The 21,173-nt window shown below is 48.4% G+C and carries 16 protein-coding genes; 13 read left to right on the forward strand and 3 right to left on the reverse strand.

Features of this window, described 5'->3' with window-relative positions; translation table 11 throughout:
* Nucleotides 1–131: 131 nt before the first annotated feature.
* Nucleotides 132–2,159 (reverse strand): methionine--tRNA ligase, encoded by a 2,028-nt coding sequence (metG, locus tag ACSOSI_RS08115; protein WP_476706845.1) that lies wholly within the window; start codon nucleotides 2,157–2,159, stop codon nucleotides 132–134.
* Nucleotides 2,160–2,318: 159 nt separating this feature from the next.
* On the opposite strand from metG, the gene apbC reads away from it, so the two are divergent.
* Nucleotides 2,319–3,431, forward strand: coding sequence for an iron-sulfur cluster carrier protein ApbC (gene apbC, locus ACSOSI_RS08120; protein WP_017892171.1), 1,113 nt, complete (start codon nucleotides 2,319–2,321; stop codon nucleotides 3,429–3,431).
* Nucleotides 3,432–3,482: 51 nt separating this feature from the next.
* On the opposite strand, the gene ACSOSI_RS08125 is transcribed toward apbC, so the two are convergent.
* Entirely contained in the window at nucleotides 3,483–4,112 is a 630-nt protein-coding gene (locus tag ACSOSI_RS08125; RefSeq protein WP_476706846.1) for a phosphatase PAP2 family protein, read from the reverse strand.
* A 245-nt stretch (nucleotides 4,113–4,357) separates the two neighbouring features.
* Between ACSOSI_RS08125 and udk the strand changes: the two genes are divergently transcribed.
* The 4 genes from udk to dcuC all read left to right on the forward strand — a co-directional run bounded on the left by udk (nucleotide 4,358) and on the right by dcuC (nucleotide 9,142).
* Nucleotides 4,358–4,999 carry a uridine kinase gene (udk, locus tag ACSOSI_RS08130; RefSeq protein ID WP_012006009.1) on the forward strand — a complete coding sequence of 214 codons (642 nt, stop codon included), beginning with the start codon at nucleotides 4,358–4,360 and terminating at the stop codon, nucleotides 4,997–4,999.
* A 126-nt stretch (nucleotides 5,000–5,125) separates the two neighbouring features.
* A complete protein-coding gene (gene dcd / locus ACSOSI_RS08135; RefSeq protein WP_012006010.1) occupies nucleotides 5,126–5,707 on the forward strand; it encodes a dCTP deaminase in 582 nt (193 codons plus the stop codon).
* Between the two features lie 44 nt (nucleotides 5,708–5,751).
* On the forward strand, nucleotides 5,752–7,587 hold the full coding sequence (asmA, locus tag ACSOSI_RS08140) for an outer membrane assembly protein AsmA (protein WP_476706847.1): 1,836 nt from the start codon (nucleotides 5,752–5,754) through the stop codon (nucleotides 7,585–7,587).
* Between the two features lie 196 nt (nucleotides 7,588–7,783).
* Entirely contained in the window at nucleotides 7,784–9,142 is a 1,359-nt protein-coding gene (gene dcuC / locus ACSOSI_RS08145; RefSeq protein ID WP_476706848.1) for an anaerobic C4-dicarboxylate transporter DcuC, read from the forward strand.
* A gap of 28 nt (nucleotides 9,143–9,170) precedes the next feature.
* On the opposite strand, the gene ACSOSI_RS08150 is transcribed toward dcuC, so the two are convergent.
* Nucleotides 9,171–10,757, reverse strand: coding sequence for a TerC family protein (locus tag ACSOSI_RS08150; RefSeq protein WP_112362374.1), 1,587 nt, complete (start codon nucleotides 10,755–10,757; stop codon nucleotides 9,171–9,173).
* A 660-nt stretch (nucleotides 10,758–11,417) separates the two neighbouring features.
* On the opposite strand from ACSOSI_RS08150, the gene galU reads away from it, so the two are divergent.
* The 8 genes from galU (at nucleotide 11,418) to ACSOSI_RS08190 (ending at nucleotide 21,143) form a co-directional block, all read left to right on the forward strand.
* Nucleotides 11,418–12,317 carry a UTP--glucose-1-phosphate uridylyltransferase GalU gene (gene galU / locus ACSOSI_RS08155; protein ID WP_476707258.1) on the forward strand — a complete coding sequence of 300 codons (900 nt, stop codon included), beginning with the start codon at nucleotides 11,418–11,420 and terminating at the stop codon, nucleotides 12,315–12,317.
* A gap of 45 nt (nucleotides 12,318–12,362) precedes the next feature.
* Complete coding sequence (locus tag ACSOSI_RS08160) at nucleotides 12,363–13,256, forward strand: sugar phosphate nucleotidyltransferase (protein WP_112348278.1); 894 nt, start codon at nucleotides 12,363–12,365, stop codon at nucleotides 13,254–13,256.
* A gap of 452 nt (nucleotides 13,257–13,708) precedes the next feature.
* Entirely contained in the window at nucleotides 13,709–14,845 is a 1,137-nt protein-coding gene (locus tag ACSOSI_RS08165; protein ID WP_017892180.1) for a polysaccharide export protein, read from the forward strand.
* An 11-nt stretch (nucleotides 14,846–14,856) separates the two neighbouring features.
* Nucleotides 14,857–15,291 carry an arsenate reductase/protein-tyrosine-phosphatase family protein gene (locus tag ACSOSI_RS08170; protein ID WP_017892181.1) on the forward strand — a complete coding sequence of 145 codons (435 nt, stop codon included), beginning with the start codon at nucleotides 14,857–14,859 and terminating at the stop codon, nucleotides 15,289–15,291.
* A 12-nt stretch (nucleotides 15,292–15,303) separates the two neighbouring features.
* A complete protein-coding gene (wzc, locus tag ACSOSI_RS08175; protein ID WP_476706849.1) occupies nucleotides 15,304–17,481 on the forward strand; it encodes a tyrosine-protein kinase Wzc in 2,178 nt (725 codons plus the stop codon).
* A 105-nt stretch (nucleotides 17,482–17,586) separates the two neighbouring features.
* Nucleotides 17,587–18,723, forward strand: a complete 1,137-nt coding sequence (locus ACSOSI_RS08180) for a glycosyltransferase family 4 protein (RefSeq protein ID WP_476706850.1) — start codon at nucleotides 17,587–17,589, stop codon at nucleotides 18,721–18,723.
* Between the two features lie 286 nt (nucleotides 18,724–19,009).
* Complete coding sequence (locus ACSOSI_RS08185) at nucleotides 19,010–20,047, forward strand: hypothetical protein (protein WP_476706851.1); 1,038 nt, start codon at nucleotides 19,010–19,012, stop codon at nucleotides 20,045–20,047.
* A gap of 37 nt (nucleotides 20,048–20,084) precedes the next feature.
* Complete coding sequence (locus ACSOSI_RS08190; RefSeq protein ID WP_476706852.1) at nucleotides 20,085–21,143, forward strand: glycosyltransferase family 4 protein; 1,059 nt, start codon at nucleotides 20,085–20,087, stop codon at nucleotides 21,141–21,143.
* Nucleotides 21,144–21,173 lie beyond the last annotated feature (30 nt).

Below are 21,173 nucleotides of genomic sequence, written 5' to 3' on the forward strand. Positions count from 1 at the left end.
CCTCTCCCCCAGGAGAGGGAGAAAGCAGAGCAGGGGGAGCAGAATATTAGGCCAGATCATACTGAATGGCATCGCATAACGGTCCCCTCTCCCTGGGGAGAGGGTAAGGGTGAGGGGACTCGTTAGGAAGCTTACTTCACCTGCATCCCTGGCTGTGCGCCGCTGTCCGGGCTGAGCAGGAAAATTTCTTTTCCGCCCGGGCCGGCAGCCATCACCATGCCTTCGGAGATACCGAAGCGCATTTTGCGTGGCGCAAGGTTGGCAACCATGATGGTCAGGCGGCCTTCCAGCGCTTTCGGGTCCGGGTAAGCGGAACGAATGCCGGAGAAGATCTGACGCGTTTCACCGCCCAGATCCAACTGCAATTTCAGCAGTTTGTCCGAACCATCAACAAAGTCGGCGCTGGTGATCAGCGCAATGCGCATATCCACCTTGGCGAAATCGTCAAAGGTAATGGTGTCCTGAATCGGATCCTCAGCCAGCGGACCAGTGACCACTTTCGCCGCCACCATGTCTTCTTTCGAGGCGCTGACCATCTCATTTACCTTGTCCAGATCGATACGGTTGAACAGGGCTTTGAATGGATTAACCTGATGGCCCAGCAACGGCTGCTGGATGCTGTCCCAGCTCAGCTCACAGTTAAGGAAGGCTTCGGTGCGTTCAGTCAGCGACGGCATTACCGGTTTCAGGTAGGTCATCAGGACGCGGAACAGGTTGATGCCCATTGAGCAAATGGCTTGTAAATCCGCATCGCGGCCTTCCTGTTTGGCCACTACCCACGGCGCCTGTTCATCCACATAGCGGTTTGCCAGATCGGCCAGCGCCATGATTTCGCGAATTGCCCGGCCGGATTCACGGCTGGCATAGGCCTCGGCGATGCTTTGCGCTGCATCAACGAAGGTTTGGTACAGCGCCGGATCGGCCAGCTTGTCGGCCAGTTGACCACCAAAACGCTTGCTGATAAAGCCGGCGTTGCGCGAAGCCAGGTTCACCACCTTGTTCACGATGTCGGCGTTTACCCGCTGCACGAAATCTTCCAGATTCAGGTCGATATCGTCAATGCGTGAAGACAACTTGGCGGCGTAGTAGTAACGCAGACAGTCGGCATCCAGGTGTTGCAGATAGGTACCGGCCTTGATAAAGGTGCCGCGAGACTTGGACATCTTGGCGCCGTTTACCGTTACGTAACCATGTACGAACAGGTTGGTCGGTTTGCGGAAGTTACTGCCTTCCAGCATTGCCGGCCAGAACAGGCTGTGGAAATAAACGATGTCCTTGCCGATAAAGTGATACAGCTCGGTGGTGGAGTCCTTGCGCCAGAACTCGTCAAAGTCCAGATCGCCACGTTTGTCGCACAGGTTTTTGAATGAACCCATGTAGCCGATTGGCGCATCCAGCCAGACATAGAAGTATTTACCTGGCGCATCCGGGATTTCAAAGCCGAAATACGGCGCATCGCGAGAGATATCCCACTGTTGCAGACCGGACTCAAACCATTCCTGCATCTTGTTTGCGACCTGCTCTTGCAGCGCGCCGGAACGTGTCCAGGCCTGCAGCATTTCGCTGAACGACGGCAGATCAAAGAAGAAGTGCTCGGAATCACGCAGCACCGGCGTCGCACCGGAAACCACGGATTTCGGATCGATCAGCTCGGTCGGGCTGTAGGTTGCGCCACAGACTTCGCAGTTATCGCCGTATTGATCCGGTGATTTGCATTTCGGGCAGGTGCCTTTGACGAAGCGGTCAGGCAGGAACATGCCTTTTTCCGGGTCGTACAGCTGAGAAATGGTACGGTTCTTGATGAAACCGTTTTCTTTCAGGCGGCCGTAAATCAGGTTCGACAGCTCACGGTTCTCATCGCTATGGGTTGAATGATAGTTATCATAGCTGATGCCAAAACCGGCGAAATCCTGTTGGTGCTCGTGGCTCATTTCCGCGATCATTTCTTCCGGCTTGATACCCAACTGCTGAGCTTTCAGCATGATCGGCGTGCCGTGCGCGTCGTCCGCGCAGATGAAATGAACCTCGTTGCCGCGCATTCGTTGGTAACGAACCCAGATGTCTGCCTGGATGTGCTCGAGCATGTGGCCGAGATGGATGGAACCATTTGCGTACGGCAGCGCGCACGTCACCAATAATTTTTTCGCGACTTGAGGCATAGTGAGAACTTGGTTTCTGTAATGAATAAAAAGGGTCTTTGATGTTACCCGATCGCGCTCGCCACGGCTAGGGCGGTTTCTTTATACAGACATGCGCCGACCGGCCTGCAGTTCTGATATGCTTAGCGAGAAGCTATCCATTAAAATCAAGGAGCCGGGATGAGCACAAAATCCCCCGAGCAGACCAACCCCGAAGTTCTGCGTGCCCTGGTGACCGGTGTACTGGCCGCCTTTGAACACCCGACGTTAAAAAATAATCTGACCGCGCTGAAGGCCATTCACCACTGCGCGTTGTTGGATCATGTGTTGCATATCGAACTGATTATGCCATTCGCCTGGCAGAGCGGTTTTGAGGTGCTGAAAGACAGCGTCAGTGCAGAATTACTGCGCGTGACCGGCGCTGAGGCGATCGACTGGAAACTGAAGCATGACATTACCACTTTGAAACGCGCCAACGATCAGGCCGGCATCAAAGGCGTGCGTAATATTATCGCCATCAGTTCCGGCAAGGGCGGGGTGGGTAAATCCACCACGGCGGTTAACCTGGCGTTGGCGCTGGCTGCGGAAGGGGCCAAGGTCGGCATTTTGGACGCCGACATTTATGGCCCGTCAATTCCGAACATGCTGGGGACCGAAAACGAGCGACCAACCTCGCCGGACGGGCAACACATGGCACCGATCCTGGCGCACGGTCTGGCGACCAATTCTATCGGTTATCTGGTGACTGACGATAATGCCATGGTGTGGCGCGGCCCGATGGCCAGTAAGGCGTTAATGCAATTGCTGCAGGATACGCTGTGGCCGGATCTGGACTATCTGGTGCTGGATATGCCACCGGGCACCGGTGATATTCAGTTGACGCTGTCGCAAAACATCCCGGTTACCGGAGCTTTGGTGGTCACCACGCCGCAGGATATCGCGCTGCTTGATGCCGCCAAGGGCATTGTGATGTTTGAGAAAGTTCATGTGCCGGTACTGGGCATTGTGGAAAATATGAGTGTGCATATTTGCAGCAATTGCGGACACCACGAACCCATTTTCGGTACCGGTGGGGCGGAGAAGTTGGTGAAGAAATACCATAGCCGCCTGCTGGGCCAACTGCCGCTGCACATTTCACTGCGCGAAGATTTGGATCGTGGCGAGCCGACGGTGATAAGCCGCCCGGACAGTGAATTTGCCGAGCTGTATCGCCAGCTTGCCGGTCGCGTTGCCGCGCAGATGTATTGGCAGGGTGAAGCTATTCCGACGGAAATCTCTTTCCGCGCGCTGTAATTAACCTAACGCCAGCCAGAAAATAACCCCGGACATGTACCGGGGTTTTGTTTATGGGGTCGTAAGATGTTTGTGCAAATCTGCTCGGGTGTAAGGGCGTTCGATATGCGCCAGAGCGGTGGCAATATGTTCCAACAGGCCCTGCGTCGGTGCCGGTTGCCGGTTGCCCATCAGAGCGAGCGGTAAAGCCAGTGCGCAAATGATCCGTAACCAGGAAAGCTGCGGGCGCGCCTTGCCACGCTGTAGCCACAGGAACAGTGAGCTGGCCAGATAGCCAAGTACCAGGCCGCTCACCACTTCCGAAGGCGAATGCACATGGATTGCCAGCCGCGATAACCCGATAGTGAGGGGCAACACCAAACCTACCACCAGTGCGAGGCTACGAACCGCATGTGAAAAACGTCCGGTCAGCGTCCAGAGCAATACTGGCCAAATACTGGCCGCTAGCGCAGAGTGGCCGCTAAAACCGGTAAAGTCATAGCTTTTTATGCCAATGCCCCAGCCCATAAAGGCCAGTTTTGAGGCGCATACCACACCGCCGGCGCAGCCGAAGATCAGCGCCCATTGCCAGCCGGCAGTCCGGGTGGTGCGCGGAGCGACCAGCACGGCAAAAAGAATCAATGAGCACGGCAGCAGCAACATACTGTCGCCAAAAAATGTCAGAAAATACCAGTCCAGCACGTCGGTCTCCGGTGAAATACAACATCCTATTTCAAGGATAATCATCAAGCCACGGAGTTTACCCTGTCATGCGGGATTGCCCTAGACGCAATAATCTTAAAACCGTGACAGGCCCGTTCTGGTGAAATAACCCGATATAGCGGCCTGGCGGTGACAATATAGTCTGGCGCTAAGGGCACTAACTCCCTATAATTGACGCGTTTTAGTTCCCCCCCTTCACACTACGAAATCAGGTCTTCAATTTTATGACTGACAAGCCGCATCAGTGCGTCATTATTGGTATAGCTGGCGCATCTGCCTCCGGAAAAAGCCTTATCGCCAGTACGTTGTATCGTGAACTTCGCGATCAGGTTGGCGATGAACATATCGGCGTTATTCCTGAAGACAGTTATTACAAAGACCAGACTCACTTGACCATGGAAGAAAGGGTCAAGACAAACTATGACCACCCAAGCGCCATGGACCACAACCTGCTGTTTCAGCATCTGCAGATGCTGAAATCAGGCAAGGCGATAGAGTTACCCTTGTACAGTTACACCGAGCACACGCGTAAGAAAGAGACCATTCACCTGGAACCGAAAAAGGTGATTATTCTTGAGGGGATCCTGCTGTTGACGGATATCCGTCTGCGTCAGGAAATGAATTTCTCGATCTTTGTTGATACGCCGCTGGATATTTGCCTGATGCGCCGTATGAAGCGTGATGTGAATGAACGTGGCCGCTCGATGGATTCGGTAATGGCGCAATATCAGAAAACCGTCCGCCCGATGTTCCTGCAGTTTATCGATCCTTCCAAACAATACGCCGACATTATCGTCCCACGCGGGGGTAAAAACCGCATTGCGATCGATATTCTGAAAGCCAAAATCAGCCAGTTCTTTGAATAATGCCGTTCAATGGCCGGAAAACCCGTGTTTCCGGCCGGCGGGCAACTATTTACGCCGCGGCGTAGACCTTTCGCCCGTTGTGTGGCAATTTTTGTTTTAGTGATACGCCTTGATGGAGATAAATAAATGAGACTGTGCGACCGTGATATAGAAGCCTGGCTGGATTGTGAAAAACTGGTGATTTCACCGCGTCCGCCGATTGAGCGTATTAACGGGGCCACAGTGGATGTCCGTTTAGGCAATCAGTTTCGCGTTTTTCGTGGCCATACCGCAGCCTTTATCGACCTTAGCGGGCCGAAAGATGAAGTCAGTGCCGCGTTGGATCGCGTGATGAGTGATGAAATCGTTCTGCCGGAAGGAGAGGCCTTCTTCCTGCATCCGGGGGAATTGGCGCTGGCGGTTACGCTCGAATCGGTCACGCTGCCAAACGATCTGGTCGGTTGGCTGGACGGCCGTTCCTCTCTGGCGCGTCTTGGATTGATGGTTCATGTTACCGCGCACCGTATCGATCCAGGTTGGCAGGGCCGAATTGTCCTGGAGTTCTATAATTCAGGTAAGCTGCCACTGGCATTGCGTCCGGGCATGCTGATTGGCGCACTGAGTTTTGAACCGCTGTCCGGGCCTGCGGCACGTCCTTATAATAGCCGCCAGGATGCAAAATACCGCGATCAGCAGGGCGCAGTAGCCAGTCGAATCGACAAGGATTAACAGCGCTGGAAGCACGGTCGGTGTGGCGCTGACAAGAGGATGGCATGAGAAGATTACTGACGACTTTGGTGATTTTACTGGTGGTGCTGGTGGCGGGGATGTCTGCGCTGGTACTGCTGGTTAATCCGAATGATTTTCGCGCCTATATGGTCACGAAGGTCGAACAAAAGAGTGGTTATCATCTGACGCTGGATGGCGATCTGCGTTGGCATATCTGGCCGCAGCTCAGCATTCTGGCCGGTCGTATGACGCTGACTGCACCCGGAGCCAAAGCGCCGGTGGTGAGTGCGGATAACATGCGGCTTGATGTCAAACTGCTGCCGTTGTTGTCGCATCAGCTGTTTGTTAAACAGGTGATGCTGAAAAACGCAGTCATCCGCCTTACCCCCGACAGTGAAGAACAAAATCAACCGGACGCGCCTATCGCGCCTGCGGGCCATGCCGAAGAGTCGGTAGATACTCCGTGGAAATTTGATATCGATAATCTGCGGGTAGTGGACAGCCTGTTGATCTGGCAACGTGCCAATAACGAACAGATCAACGTCCGCGATATTAATCTCACCCTGCAGCAAAATGCCAAACGTCAGGCGCAAATGGAGCTTTCCAGCCGGGTTAACCGCAATCAGCGCGATTTGACCTTCAACCTGGCCGCAGATATCGATCTGCAGCAATATCCACGGCGCATAGCAGCCAATGTCACCCAATTCAGTTACCAACTGGAGGGGGCTGACATACTTGCCGGTGGCATTAAAGGTGACGGCAGCACTAAAGTGGTATATCAACAAACGCCGCAGCAACTTGCATTAAGCCAACTGAGCCTGGGGGTCAATGACAGCACCTTTAGCGGTGATGCCAGTATCCAGTTCGGTGAGATACCGGCCTATACGCTTAACCTGACGTCTGCTGCGGTGAATTTTGATGCGTTTAGCGGCTGGCAGTCCAGTAGTTCCCAAGTATCGCAAGTACAGAACGTCACCTCTTCGCCGGTCATTGCCAGTCAAATGGATGACCCGCAGCAAAATCTTGAGGTGCTGCGCGAGTTTAACGCACAGCTCAATTTGAGCGTGGATCAACTCACCTATCGCGGCATGAATATTTCCCATCTTTCGACCCAGGCAGAAAACCGACAGGGTCTGTTAACGCTGCATTCGTTCTCCGGGCAGGTAGCCGGTGGTGATTTCGCTTTACCAGGCACCCTGGACGCGCGTGGCCGTCGGCCGGTGATTGCCGTGCAGCCGCTAGTGAAGCAGGTTGAACTTGGTACCGTTCTGAAGGCGTTCGATATGCCGCAAGTATTAACCGGAAAGTTAACCATGCAAGGGAACTTAACCGGCGATCGTCTGACGTCACAGTCTTTTGAACGCCGTTGGCAGGGCACTGCCCAGTTGGCGATGCAGGACGCGCAGTTGCACGGTCTGAATATTCAGCAGTTGATTCAGCAGGCCGTGGCGCGTAATGACAGTAGCGTGCGTGGACAGGATGATTACCAGCGTTATACCGAAGTGAAACAACTGTCGGCTAAAGCCAGCTTGAACCAGGGTACGGTAAAAATCACCGAGCTGGCTGCCGATTCCTCACTGCTGAACCTGAACGGCGGCGGTACGGTGGATATGCCGGGTAAACAGTGCGATATGCAACTTAACGTTCGCGTAACCGGCGGTTGGAAAGGGCGCGACGATCTGATTGAGCAACTGCAGAAAACGCCAATCCCGCTGCGGGTTTACGGCCCGTGGAACCAGCTCAACTACCAGTTGCAGGTCGATCAAATCTTGCGTAAAACGCTGCAGAATCGGGCGAAGGATGCGCTGAACAAGTGGGCCGATAAAAACAAGGATTCGCGCGAAGGCCAGGATCTTAAAAAACTGCTCGATAAGCTTTAATCTTTGAGAGTGCGGGCGGTGACCTGGCCCGCACTCTCAGTAAACCTCACCAGAGTATTTCCCTTTCCCAATAATTTCCTCCCGTAACTTTGACGGATATCATGACGTCTGTGCCTGAGTTTGTGCAGAGTGTGCGCAGTTAAGCGATTTATACGCTTTGGTACGGTCAAAAACGAAAATGATAAGTTGAGGGAATATGATAGAGCTTCTGATCGGGGCAGTCGTCGCGGCAGGCGTTGGCCGTTATATCATCAAAGGTTACTCCGCCACTGGCGTATTGATGGTGGGTGGCCTGTTACTGTTGGCCATCAGTGCCCTGATGGGCAAAAGTTTGTTGCCTGCCAGCGCCACATCTACCGGATGGCGCGCGACCGACATCATTGAATACGTCAAAATTCTGCTGATGAGCCGTGGTGGCGATCTTGGCATGATGATTATGATGCTGTGCGGATTTGCGGCCTATATGACGCACATTGGCGCCAATGATGTGGTGGTCAAGCTGGCATCCCGTCCGCTGCAAATGATCAACTCCCCCTACCTTTTGATGGTAGCGGCCTATTTTGTTGCCTGTCTGATGTCACTGGCCGTCTCGTCTGCCACTGGCCTGGGCGTATTGCTGATGGCTACGCTCTTCCCGCTGATGGTCAACGTGGGTATCAGCCGTGGTGCGGCAGCGGCGATTTGTGCTTCACCTGCGGCGATTATTCTGGCACCAACCTCGGGTGACGTGGTGCTGGCTGCCAAGGCGGCGGAAATGCCATTGGTTGATTTCGCCTTTAAAACTACGTTACCCATCTCGATTGCGGCGATTGTCTGCATGGCGGTTGCGCATTTCTTTTGGCAGCGTTACCTCGACAAGAAGGCCAATGAACAGCATCACATTATGGATGTGAGTGAAATCACCACTCATGCGCCGGGGTTCTACGCGGTGCTGCCGTTTACCCCGATCCTTGGCGTGCTGGTGTTTGATGGGAAATGGGGACCGGAACTGCATATCATCACCGTGTTGGTTGGCTGTATGCTGCTGGCGGCGGTAATTGAATTCCTGCGCAGCTTCAGTGCCAAGCAGGTATTTAGCGGTCTGGAAGTTGCTTACCGCGGTATGGCGGATGCTTTTGCCAGCGTAGTGATGCTGCTGGTAGCTGCCGGCGTGTTCGCCCAGGGGCTGAGCACCGTCGGGTTTATCAGCGGGCTGATCAGCCTGGCGCAGTCATTCGGTACCGGCGGCATCATCATGATGCTGGTGCTGGTGGTGATTACCATGCTGGCGGCGATGACCACCGGTTCAGGCAACGCTCCGTTCTATGCTTTCGTAGAGCTGATTCCCAAACTGGCGGCGCAAATGGGGGTTAATCCGGCTTATCTGGTGATCCCGATGCTGCAGGCTTCGAATCTGGGACGTACTCTGTCGCCGGTTTCCGGGGTGGTGGTGGCGGTATCCGGCATGGCAAAAATCTCGCCGTTCGAAGTGGTGAAACGCACTTCGGTACCGGTGATTGTTGGGTTGAGCGTGGTGATTGTGGCGACGGAGTTACTGGTTCCCCAGCATTTGTGATAGCAGCCGGGCGATGCCCGGCCCCGGTTTAAACCTCGTAGTCTGGTTCTGGTACCAACAACGGGGTGATTTTTACCTTCAAAATGCGGTGGCTACTGACTTCCAGCGGTTCAAACAGGTAGTCACCGATCCGCAACTGCTCACCTTCCTGGGGAATGCGCTGGCTGTGTTCCATCAGCAGGCCAGCCAACGTGTGGTACTCACGCTTGTCTTCCAGCGGTAATGGCAGATACAACACCAGATCCTCCAGCGGCATATAACCGTTGGCGGTCCAGCTTCCGTCATCATTTTGCACAATGTCATGCCGGGCATCGACTTCCTCTCCGGCTTCCGGCAGGTTGCCTGCAATGGTTTCCATCACATCAGTCAGCGTGACTATTCCTTCAACCGAGCCGAATTCGTCTACGACAAAGGCAAAATGTGTCTGTGCCTGGCGAAATTGTTCCAGGGCGCTCAGCAGGGTCAACTGCTCGGGGAAAATCAGTGGCTGCAGTACCAACGCACGTAAATCGAGTGGTGCCTGGGTTAACTGCTGCTTCAGTACGTCAATGGTATGAATGACACCGAGGGGTTCATCGCTGGCGCTGTCTTCCACCACCACAATGCGCGTATGCTGATTTTTCTCCAGCAATTGGGTCAGCTTTTCCTGTGGATCATTTAGCTCGAGGTATTCCACATCATGGCGGGAGGTCATGATGCTGCTTACCGTACGCTGCGCCATACCCAGCACGCGCTCTATCATATGGCGTTCCTGCTGGTTGAAAATTTCGCCGCTTTCATTGCCGCTATCGGCCAACAGGTTGGCCGATTGGTTGTCGATCTCCGCTTCTTCGTGCTTGCCGCTCAACATGCGCAGCACGGCTTCTGCGGTACGTTCGCGCAGGGGACGTGCTGTCGAGAGGAAACGGCGACGGTTGAACTGCGACAGTTGGTTCAAGGCTTCAATCATCACTGAGAAACCAATGGCGGCGTACAGATAACCTTTCGGAATGTGGTAGCCAAAGCCTTCGGCAACCAGACTGAAACCGATCATCAGCAGGAAGCTCAGACACAGGATGACAATCGTCGGATGGGCGTTGACGAAACGCGTCAGCGGTTTGCTGGCCAGCAACATCAGTCCGATAGCGATACACACCGCAAGCATCATGACTGCCAGGTGATCGACCATGCCGACGGCGGTGATCACCGAGTCGAGCGAGAAGACCGCATCCAGCACCACGATTTGTGCCACCACTGGCCAGAAGCGGGCGCCTTTGCGCTGGCCCTGTTGCTCTTCATCTTTACCCTCGAGTCGCTCGTTGAGTTCCATGGTGGCTTTGAACAGCAGGAAAATGCCCCCAACCAGCATTATCAGATCGCGGCCGCTGAAGGGATGTCCGCCGGCAAAAAACAACGGTTGAGTCAGTGTCGCCAACCATGAGATGGAGGCCAACAGCGCCAGGCGCATCAGCAATGCCAGCATTAAACCTACAATACGGGCTTTATCTCTTTGATGTTTTGGTAATTTTTCCGCCAGGATGGCGATAAAGATAAGGTTGTCTATACCCAGAACGATTTCCAGCACGACCAGAGTGGCCAGGCCGGCCCAAATTGTTGGATCTGCGATCCATTCCATACGCCCAATTTCACCTGTAAGTTCGACGGCTTATGCCGCACACGAATGATGGGTGCTGGGCCAGGAAAATTCAACATTAAAACTGGGGGAGTTGCCTGTGAAAGGAAAAAACCAAGCAAAAGGAATGCATAAAAATTCATCCATGCAGGAGGGGATCAGAATGTGACACCAGGAGAAATGGGGGATTTTCTGAAAAGGAAGTCAGTTTCCGGCATATGGGGGTAGACGTTTGTTGATAAAAGCAGCGTAAATATAATTTTTAAAAATCAAACCGTTATGGATTTCATTGACTGCTACACTTTGTTGAGTCTACCCCTGTGGGTAGTCTTATTCTGAAAAGGGTACCCAATAGGTATCTTAGGCTTGTATCGATAGGGCAATAGTATAAGAATCTTAGCCATATAAACATTTACAAGTATCATCGTTTGGTTATAAGGACGTATTTATTTTGTTTTATTTGTGATCTAACTATCGCTTAACAAAAGAGTACGTCCCTCGATATACATTAAAACGTGACTGAACCTGGTCGCCTATAGAGAACGATGACAGTACATTGGTAGCTGAAAGCCAAGGGCGGTAGCGTGTCTCAACTATCCCGTTTCCGACTTCATGAGCGGCTTGGTTCAGCTATGTAATAATTAATGAATGTGGATGAAAAACATGCAAAAAAGATTGAAGGCTGTCATTCCCGTAGCAGGTCTGGGAACCCGTATGTTGCCGGCGACAAAAGCCATCCCTAAAGAAATGTTGCCCGTGGTCGATAAGCCACTAATCCAATACATCGTTAATGAATGTGTTGCCGCTGGGATTAGAGATATTGTTCTGGTAACTCACTCTTCTAAAAATGCGATTGAGAACCACTTCGATACCTCTTTTGAGCTTGAAGCGGTACTGGAATCACGGGTCAAACGCCAGTTGCTGGAAGAAGTGCAGAGTATTTGCCCTTCAGATGTGACAGTAATGCAAGTACGCCAGGGGCAAGCTAAAGGTCTGGGTCACGCGGTTCTGTGCGCCAAGCCGATGGTCGGCGATGATCCTTTTGTTGTGTTGTTACCCGATGTGTTGCTGGATGACTCAACTGCCGATCTGCGTAAAGAAAACCTGGCTAAAATGATTCAACGTTTCACTGATACCGGTTTTAGCCAGATCATGGTGGAACCGGTACCGGAACAGGATGTTTCGAAATACGGCGTCGTTGATTGTGGTGGTGCGGCGTTGTCAGCAGGTGAGAGTACCCCGATGACCGCCGTGGTGGAAAAACCGGCCCTGGAAGATGCACCTTCAAATCTGGCGGTGGTTGGCCGTTATGTTTTGTCTGCGGATATTTGGCCGCTGCTGGAAAAAACCTTACCGGGTGCCGGCGATGAAATCCAGTTGACCGATGCCATTGCTGCCTTGATGGGGCAGGAAACCGTAGAGGCTTTTCATATGAGCGGAAAATCGCATGACTGCGGCGATAAGTTGGGTTATATGAAGGCATTCGTACAATACGGACTGCGCCACGCCTCCGAAGGCGAAGATTTTACCCAGTGGCTAAAACAAACGCTGAACAGCAAGTAAGAGTTACGGCTGAGAAGACGATCATAAGATATCAAGAGGATTACCATGACCAAGTTAAAAGCTGTCATTCCCGTTGCAGGTCTGGGTATGCGTATGCTGCCTGCAACCAAGGCTATTCCAAAGGAAATGTTGCCGATCGTTGATAAGCCGCTGATTCAATACATTGTCAATGAGTGCGTTGCTGCGGGGATCAAAGAGATCATCCTGGTGACGCATTCATCCAAGAATGCAATCGAAAACCATTTTGATACCTCCTTCGAGTTGGAAGCGATGCTTGAAGCGCGCGTTAAGCGCCAGTTGCTCGATGAAGTGCAATCTATTACACCGAAAGGCGTAACGCTAATGCATATTCGTCAGGGGCAGCCAAAAGGCTTGGGGCATGCGGTGCTTTGTGCCAAGCCGCTGGTAGGGGACTCACCTTTTGTAGTTCTGTTGCCGGATGTCTTGCTTGACGACGCCAAAGCCGACCTGAAGAAAGACAATCTGCCGCATATGATTAGTCGCTTTGAACAGACGGGTTTGAGCCAGGTGCTGGTTCAGGCTGCGGATGAGCATGTTTTACACGACTACTCGGTGGTTGAGTGTGAAGCCAACAAGCTGCAGCCTGGTGAAAGCTCGCGTATGACTTCGATCATAGAAAAACCGGGCCATGAAGTTCCGTTGAAGTCTAATTATTCTGCTGTAGGGCGCTATGTTCTCTCTGCCGATATTTGGCCGATTTTAGAAAAAACCGAGCCGGGCGTATGGGGACGTATTCAACTGACAGATGCCATTGCCGAGCTGTTGAAGCACAAACCAGTCGAAGCGACAGAGTTGGTTGGGGAATCGTTCAACTGCGGGGAGAAAATGGGCTATTTGCGTGCGTTTGTTACTTATGGTCTGCGTCACCCCACCCAAGGCAAGGCATTTCGCGAGTGGGCGGAAAAATTGTCACTCTAGGATCTATGCGATATTTTGTGACCTGGCAGCGAATTCAGTAGCTGTCAGGGCAATTTGCCACACCCATTGAATCTTAGGTAATTTCGCTGTTTCATTTTTTATATTAGTATACATTCTATTACAGGCTGTCTTACCGTTTGGCCTGCGCGGTTTTTCTTTGTGAATCAGGTTGTAAAATCTCAGCAACTTTCTGTTTTATAAGGGTAATTACCGTTATTGCTTGTAGGAAGTCGCCAGTGTGAGCATAAGCTGAATACTTTACTTCGTTAATAATAATATCTTTGTATTCATCAACAGCAGATAAACGTTAAAGATTTATTGCAACAGGTTTTCCTCCGTTTCAGGACGGGTACATAAACCGAGGCATTTTGGTAAGGTTACAGAGACGCAGCCATGGTCGGCTAGCATTGTAGCTTTGCAGATACATTTACTTTGAAAGTGATGATAATTTGATGGCAAAACGACAATTGAAAATGATACCGCTGTTGATATCAATCAGCGTAATCAGTGGTTGTACTGTGTTTCCAGGAACCCACCTTTCTACAAGCGGTAAAGATGTTGTAAAACAAGAGGATGCTGATTTTGATATTGATCAGTTAGTCAATATCTATCCGATGACACCCAAATTGTTAGATTCTCTCCGCCCGGCAAGAGTGGTTGCTCAGCCTAATGGTCCGCTGGATGCCTCGCTGCTAACTTATGAATATCGGATCGGAGTGGGTGATGTGCTCAACGTCACCGTTTGGGATCACCCAGAGTTAACCACACCAGCAGGCCAATACCGTAGCGCCAGTGACACCGGTAACTGGGTACATTCTGATGGTACTATTTTCTATCCTTATATCGGGAAAGTGAATGTGGCGGGTAAAACAGTTACCCAAATTCGCGATCAAATAGCCTCCCGATTGGCCCAGTACATCGAAAGTCCACAGGTTGACGTGAATATCGCTGCTTTCCGCTCTCAGAAAGCCTATGTGACCGGAGAAGTCGCCAAATCGGGGCAGCAAGCCATCACCAACGTACCTTTGACCGTGATGGATGCTATCAATGCCGCTGGTGGTCTGACGGAAAATGCAGACTGGCGTAATATTGTCCTTACCCACAATGGGAAAGAGCAGAGTCTGTCGCTGCAGAAACTGATGCAAAATGGCGATCTCACTCAAAACCGTCTGCTCTATCCTGGAGACATTCTTTATATTCCACGTAACGACGATCTGAAAGTGTTTGTGATGGGGGAAGTTAAAACCCCAGCGACGCTCAAAATGGATCGCAGCGGTATGACATTGACGGAAGCATTAGGTACTACTCAAGGTGTTTCTCAAACCAGCGCCGACTCTACAGGGATATTTGTTATTCGTCCTCTGCATGGCACACAGGGCAAGAAGTTGGCTAGTATCTATCAGTTGGACATGTCGGATGCGACGGCGATGGTGATGGGCACTGAGTTCCAGCTGCAACCCTATGACATTGTCTATGTAACCGCCGCTCCGGTTGCTCGTTGGAATCGCTTGGTATCTCAGTTAGTACCAACTATCGACGGTTTCAACAACCTGACCGAAGGTGTTTTGCGTATTCGTAATTGGCCGTAGAGGAATACGTCATGTTTGATTCTGTTTTGGTCGTATGTGTAGGCAATATTTGCCGTTCTCCTACGGGGGAGCGGCTTTTGAAACAACAATTGCCGCACAAAAGAATTGCTTCTGCTGGTATCGGCGCCCTGGTTGGTAAAGCTGCAGATGGCGCTGCTGTGACGGTGGCAGAGGCAAATGGTCTTTCTTTGGACAACCATGTTGCGCAGCAATTAACCAAGGAAATGTGTCGTGATTACTCATTGATACTGGTAATGGAAAAAAATCATATTGAAGCGGTGTGCCGCTTAGCTCCTGAAGTTAGGGGGAAAACGATGCTTTTTGCCCATTGGTTAGGTCAGACCGAAGTTCCAGATCCATACAAGAAGAGCCACGAAGCGTTCGAGTTCGTTTACAACCTTCTGGCGGAAGCTGCGCAGAAATGGGCAAAAGCATTAAATCGTTAACCAGAGATGACAATGATTGATAATAGCAAATTGGGTCCCACAGCGGGCGCAAGTAATGATGAGATTGATTTGGGTCGGCTACTGGGGACTTTATTAGATCACCGTTGGCTAATTATAGGGGTTACGACATTATTTGCCGTTATCGGCATTGTCTATTCTCTTTTCGCAACACCGGTTTATCAATCTGATGCATTAGTTCAGGTTGAACAAAGTTCTGGGAATTCAATCCTCAATAACCTTTCCGAAATGCTACCGTCAGGCCAACCTGGTTCGGCTGCCGAAATAGAGCTGATCAAATCCCGTATGGTTCTGGGAAAGACGGTTAAAGATCTGAATTTGAACACGGTAGTTGAACAAAAGTATTTTCCTCTTTTCGGCCAAGGCTGGAATCGTTTGATTGGGAATGAGCCTGGTAGGATTGCACTGTCGCGCCTGTCTATTCCACATAGCTGGAATGAAAAAGACATTGAATTAGAAGTTATTGACAAAAACAGCTTCGTTTTGATTGTGGATGGCGATGAGCTCCTTAAAGGGAAAACGGGTGAGTTGGTCAAACAGAAAGGCGTCACTATGCTGGTCAGTGAAATTGATGCTGAACCAGGCACAGTTTTTAGCGTTTCGCAACGTAGTGACTTAATGACCATCAACAGTATTCTTTCTGCTTTGACTGTTGAAGACAAAGGGAAGGATACCGGCGTTCTGGCATTAACTTTACTTGGTAACGATCCCGAATTAGTAGGCAAAACGCTCGATAGTATCTCAAAAAACTATTTACTGCAGAACGTTGAGCGAAAATCGGAAGAAGCAGCCAAGAGCCTCGATTTCTTGAAAGAACAATTACCACAGGTCAAAGGTTCATTGGAGGTTGCTGAAGATAAGCTGAATAAGTTCCGCCAGGATAATGACTCTGTCGATCTGTCCCTTGAAGCTAAATCCATGCTGGATACTGTAGTTTCAGTCGAGTCCCAATTAAATGAGTTGACCTTCAAAGAAGCTGAAATTTCGAAGCTTTACACCAAAGAGCACCCAGCATACCGTGCGTTGATGGAAAAACGCGGAACACTGGAAGGTGAGCGTGAAAAGATCAACAAACGCATTAGTGTTATGCCAAAAACTCAGCAAGAAATCTTGCGTCTGACCCGTGATGTTGATGCTGGCAAAGAAATTTATATGCAGCTGCTGAACAAACAGCAGGAGTTGAGTATCACCAAGGCCAGTACCGTAGGTAATGTGCGCATTGTTGATCCTGCCGTCACTCAGCCAAAACCAGTTCAACCTCGTAAGACATTGATTGTACTTATTTGTATAGTCTTGGGCGGGATGCTTTCTGTGGGCATCGTGATGCTCAAAACTATGCTGCATCATGGCATCGAGAATCCAGATGAGCTGGAACAACGTGGAATCAACGTTTACGCCAGCATTCCGTTGTCCGAGTGGCAACAGAAGAAAGACCGGGAAGTATTATTACGTAGTCACCGAAAATCAAATGCGCGAGCGAATTCTTTGCTTGCTGTTGGTAATCCGGCTGACTTGGCAATTGAGGCAGTACGAAGCCTGCGCACCAGCTTGCATTTTGCGATGATGGAAGCAAAAAACAACGTATTAATGATTTCTGGGGCCAGCCCAAATATCGGTAAAACGTTTGTTAGTATCAACCTGGCGGCAGTGATCGCTCAGGCAGGTCAACGAGTGTTGGTTATCGATGCTGATATGCGTAAGGGCTATTCACATAGTTTGCTTGATACCAGTTGGCAAAATGGGCTCTCGGATATACTTTCCGGCAAGATTGATGCCAGTAATGCTGTTCGTCCGACGCAGATTGGCGGAATGGACTTTATTCCTCGTGGTCAGATCCCACCTAACCCATCAGAACTGCTGATGCACAGTCGTTTTACTGAATTGGTAGAGTGGGCGAACAAGAACTATGATTTGGTACTAATTGATACACCACCGATTCTTGCTGTAACAGATGCTGCGATTATCGGTCATCATGTAGGTACCGCACTGATGATTGCACGCTTTGGTATGAATACCGTCAAAGAAATCGAGATCAGCGTACGCCGGTTCGATCAGAACGGGATCGAAATCAAAGGTATCATTCTCAACGCCGTTGAACGTCGTGCCAGCAGTTATTACGGTAGCTACGGTTACTATCAGTACGAGTACAAGTCTGCCAGTAAAGACGCATAAGTCTGTAACAACTATCTAAAAGAGGTTATAAAGAGTTTATAACCTCGCTTCTATCCGAATTGCTTAATATTACAGAGCAGCAATGCCTGAAAAAAACCGGCTATTATGAATATATTAATTGTTAATACATTATATGCACCTTTTAAAGTTGGCGGTGCGGAAGTGTCAGTACAACTTTTGGCTGAGGAGTTGGTTTCTAAAGGGGATAGAGTTCGCGTTGTTTGTCTCCATGATGAAAAAACCAGAAAACAAACGGAATTGAACGGTGTCGAAGTAGTTTACCTCCCGCTAAAAAATTTGTATTGGCCGTTCAATAATGTACAAAAAGGGAGAGTTAAAAAAATTCTCTGGCATTTAATTGACAGCTTTAACCCAATGATGGGAAAAATCTTTGAACAAGAGTTGGATGATTTTAACCCCGATATTGTTCATACCAATAATATTAGCGGTTTTTCAGTAGCAATTTGGGATGTTGTAAAAAATAAGAATATTAAACTGGTTCACACAGCTCGCGACTATTACTTGTTTCATCACAACTGTACTTTATTCCAATCTGGAAAGAATATGGATGTAAAGTCTACAAAAATAAAAATAGCATCTGTCATAAAAAAATCAAAAAGCAAAAATGTAGATAGGTTTGTTGGTATCAGTAAATATATATCAGCGCTACACCGTGATAATGGCTTTGCACAGAACGCAGCTCATCAGCATATTTATAATCCAATTAAAAATATTTACGTTGACAATGAACCTTCTACAGTAATTCGTGTTGGATTTATCGGTCGTTTAACTGAAGATAAAGGTTTCAGCGCCTTCTGTGATAAAGCGCAGGAGATGACGATACCCAATGAAGTTGAGTTTTTTGCTGCCGGGCGTTTGGCCGCCTCAATTGAGGGTGAATACTTAAAAGAAAAGGCGGAACGTGCTGGTGTTCATTTACTCGGTTTTGTACCGGTTGAATCATTTTTAGCAAAAATTGATATGATCTATTTACCGACAATGTGGAATGAACCCTTTGGTCGCGTTGTTGCTGAAACCGCCTCTGCAGGAAAGCATGTCTTTACCTCCTACGCTGGTGGCGTAGCAGAAGTAGCTGAATATTATGAAAATATCTATGAGCTGAATGACTTTACACTTGAGAAGTTAAGAACATTAAAAAATCACCATGTTGAAGCACTTGATGTGAACCCTTTTGATGTAGGGCAGTTGGCTGCTGATTATAAAGAGGTTTATAAAAACTAATATGGGATTATCATCAAAAAAAATCGTCGACTACTTCGTTATTACATACCTGATGGTTCTCTCGATCAGTGGTGTGTTGAACATTGTTGCCCATAATACGACGCGTTTTTTATTAATCTATAAAGATATTTACTCTCTGATATTACCGGCTTTTTTACTTCTATACCTAGTGGCTAACAAGGCTAGATTAGGTCCTGGTTTCCGCAACTATTTGTTGCTATTTATTGGGATGGTAATGCTATCTTTGAGTTATGTATTGATATCTATACTCAATAATAATTTTAAAATGGGTAACATTGTCACTCAATTCCGTTTTGAATTATTTACCTACAGTGCATTACTTGTAGGTGCTTTTCTTGTTTGTTTAGAACGCGAACATCGGATGCAGTTGCTGTTTAAAATAATAAAAGTCTATATTGTCGTCACAGTTATCAATGCAATCTTCGCTATTTTGGAAAGTTTCTTTTCAGGCATACTTTATGCTGTTGCTGGGGTAAATCCAGGTCTACAATTTACACAGGTAGGCAAAGATAATGGTTTGATTTTACGTTCTGCTAGTGGGTTTTTTAGGGCCATTGGACTCTTTAGTGGACCATTTACATTGGCTGAGTTTTTGTTCTTCGGTCTGATATTAAGCCCGTTTGTGAGCAACAAACATAGATTTAAGTATATTATTATTGTCACTGCCGGTATTGTTTGTTCTACATCTAAAACGGCTATGATTATGGCTGTTATTTATTTTGGTTATCTTTTTATACGTCGTTTTTTACCGCTGAAATTGAGTTTGGCGAGTGTGGCGATGGTTTGTATAGTATTACTGACATTCTTTTATATCACCATGACGGATCTAGGTGTATATAAATCACTTTATTCTAGCGATAATAACTATGCAGAACAAAGTATATTGGCAAGGATTCTCTTAATAGAGGACGTTCGGCATAGTGATACATATTCTATATTGACTGGTGCAGGCTATGGTCTTAATGGCAACGCCGCAACCGGAGATATTGCAGCAATACCACTTGATAGTATTTATATTTTCTTATTATCGAATTATGGTGGCATAGGCATATTTATTTTCTTGCTGGCATCTTCAATGATTTTACTAAGATTATACATGAAGGTCTGCCGTGGATATTTTTTCCCTGGCGTTTTTCTTTATTGGATGATCTCTATTTCGATTAATTTCGTATATAATAATCCAATTACAAACTATCCAGGTTATATTTTCTCAATAATCATTTCTGCATTGCTTCTGTCCTTCCGACAGGATGAGTTTTATAAAGTGGCGGATGCCAAACAACTCCACGAGAAAATACGTTAAGTTTATATTGTAAAATGGCATCGTCATTGAGGTATTTATGGTTTTTATTAACGCAAGATTTCTTACTCAGGAACTTACAGGTGTACAACGTTTTGCAGAGCAAATCAGTTTAGCATTGCAAGAAATTAGAGACGATGTTGTCTTTATTTCTCCAGGTGATATTAAAAATAAAAAAATTGCTGATCTACTTAATGTTAAAGTCATCGGTAATAGAGCAGGGCATCAGTGGGAACAGCGTGATCTTCCTGTTTTCTTGAAAAATAATGGAAGTCCTTTGCTCGTCAACCTTGGGAATACAGCGCCGTTATGGTATAAAAACAAGATTGTTACGCACCATGATATCACCTATAAAAAATTTCCAGAAAGTTATTCGCGGAAATTCAGGCTAATGTATAACCTACTAATTCCGGTAATGCTGAAGAATAGTCGTGCATTATTGACTGTGAGCGAATTCTCCAAAAAAGAAATCACAAATGCTTATAATTATGATCCTCAAAAAACTTTTGTGATCTCTAATGCAGTATCAGAAATATTTACTCGCAGAGAAACAGAAAGTAAATTAGTAGATGAACCATTTCTATTATCGGTTTCGTCCCCAAATTATCATAAGAATTTTCATGGGCTATTAGCCGCGTTCTCTGACATATCAAAAAACTCTGACATCAAACTGAAGATTATTGGTGGCAAGAATAAAAATTTCTCAGGCATTGACTTTTCTGCTAACGGCGAAATTGACATGACTAATGTTGAGTTTTTAGGCCGTGTTACTGATGAAGAGTTAGTTAGTATTTATCAAAGTGCTCTGGCATTTGTATTCCCTTCATTTTACGAAGGATTCGGTATACCTCCGCTTGAGGCGCAGGCTTGTGGTTGTCCGGTTGTATCATCAAACCAGGCTTCATTACCTGAGGTGTTGGCGGAAAGTGCATTATATTTTGATCCTTATAACCATAAAGATATGGTCAATGCTCTCGATAAGATTGCTCATGATGAACAATTACGCGATGAATTAAAGAACGCCGGATACAATAATATCCAAAACTATTCATGGCATGAATCGGCTAAAAGATTAGACGATATTATCAATAAGTTGTGATGATGTTTTAAACTAATTAGTTTCTTGGAA

This window comes from Serratia sp. AR11 (assembly GCF_056376275.1).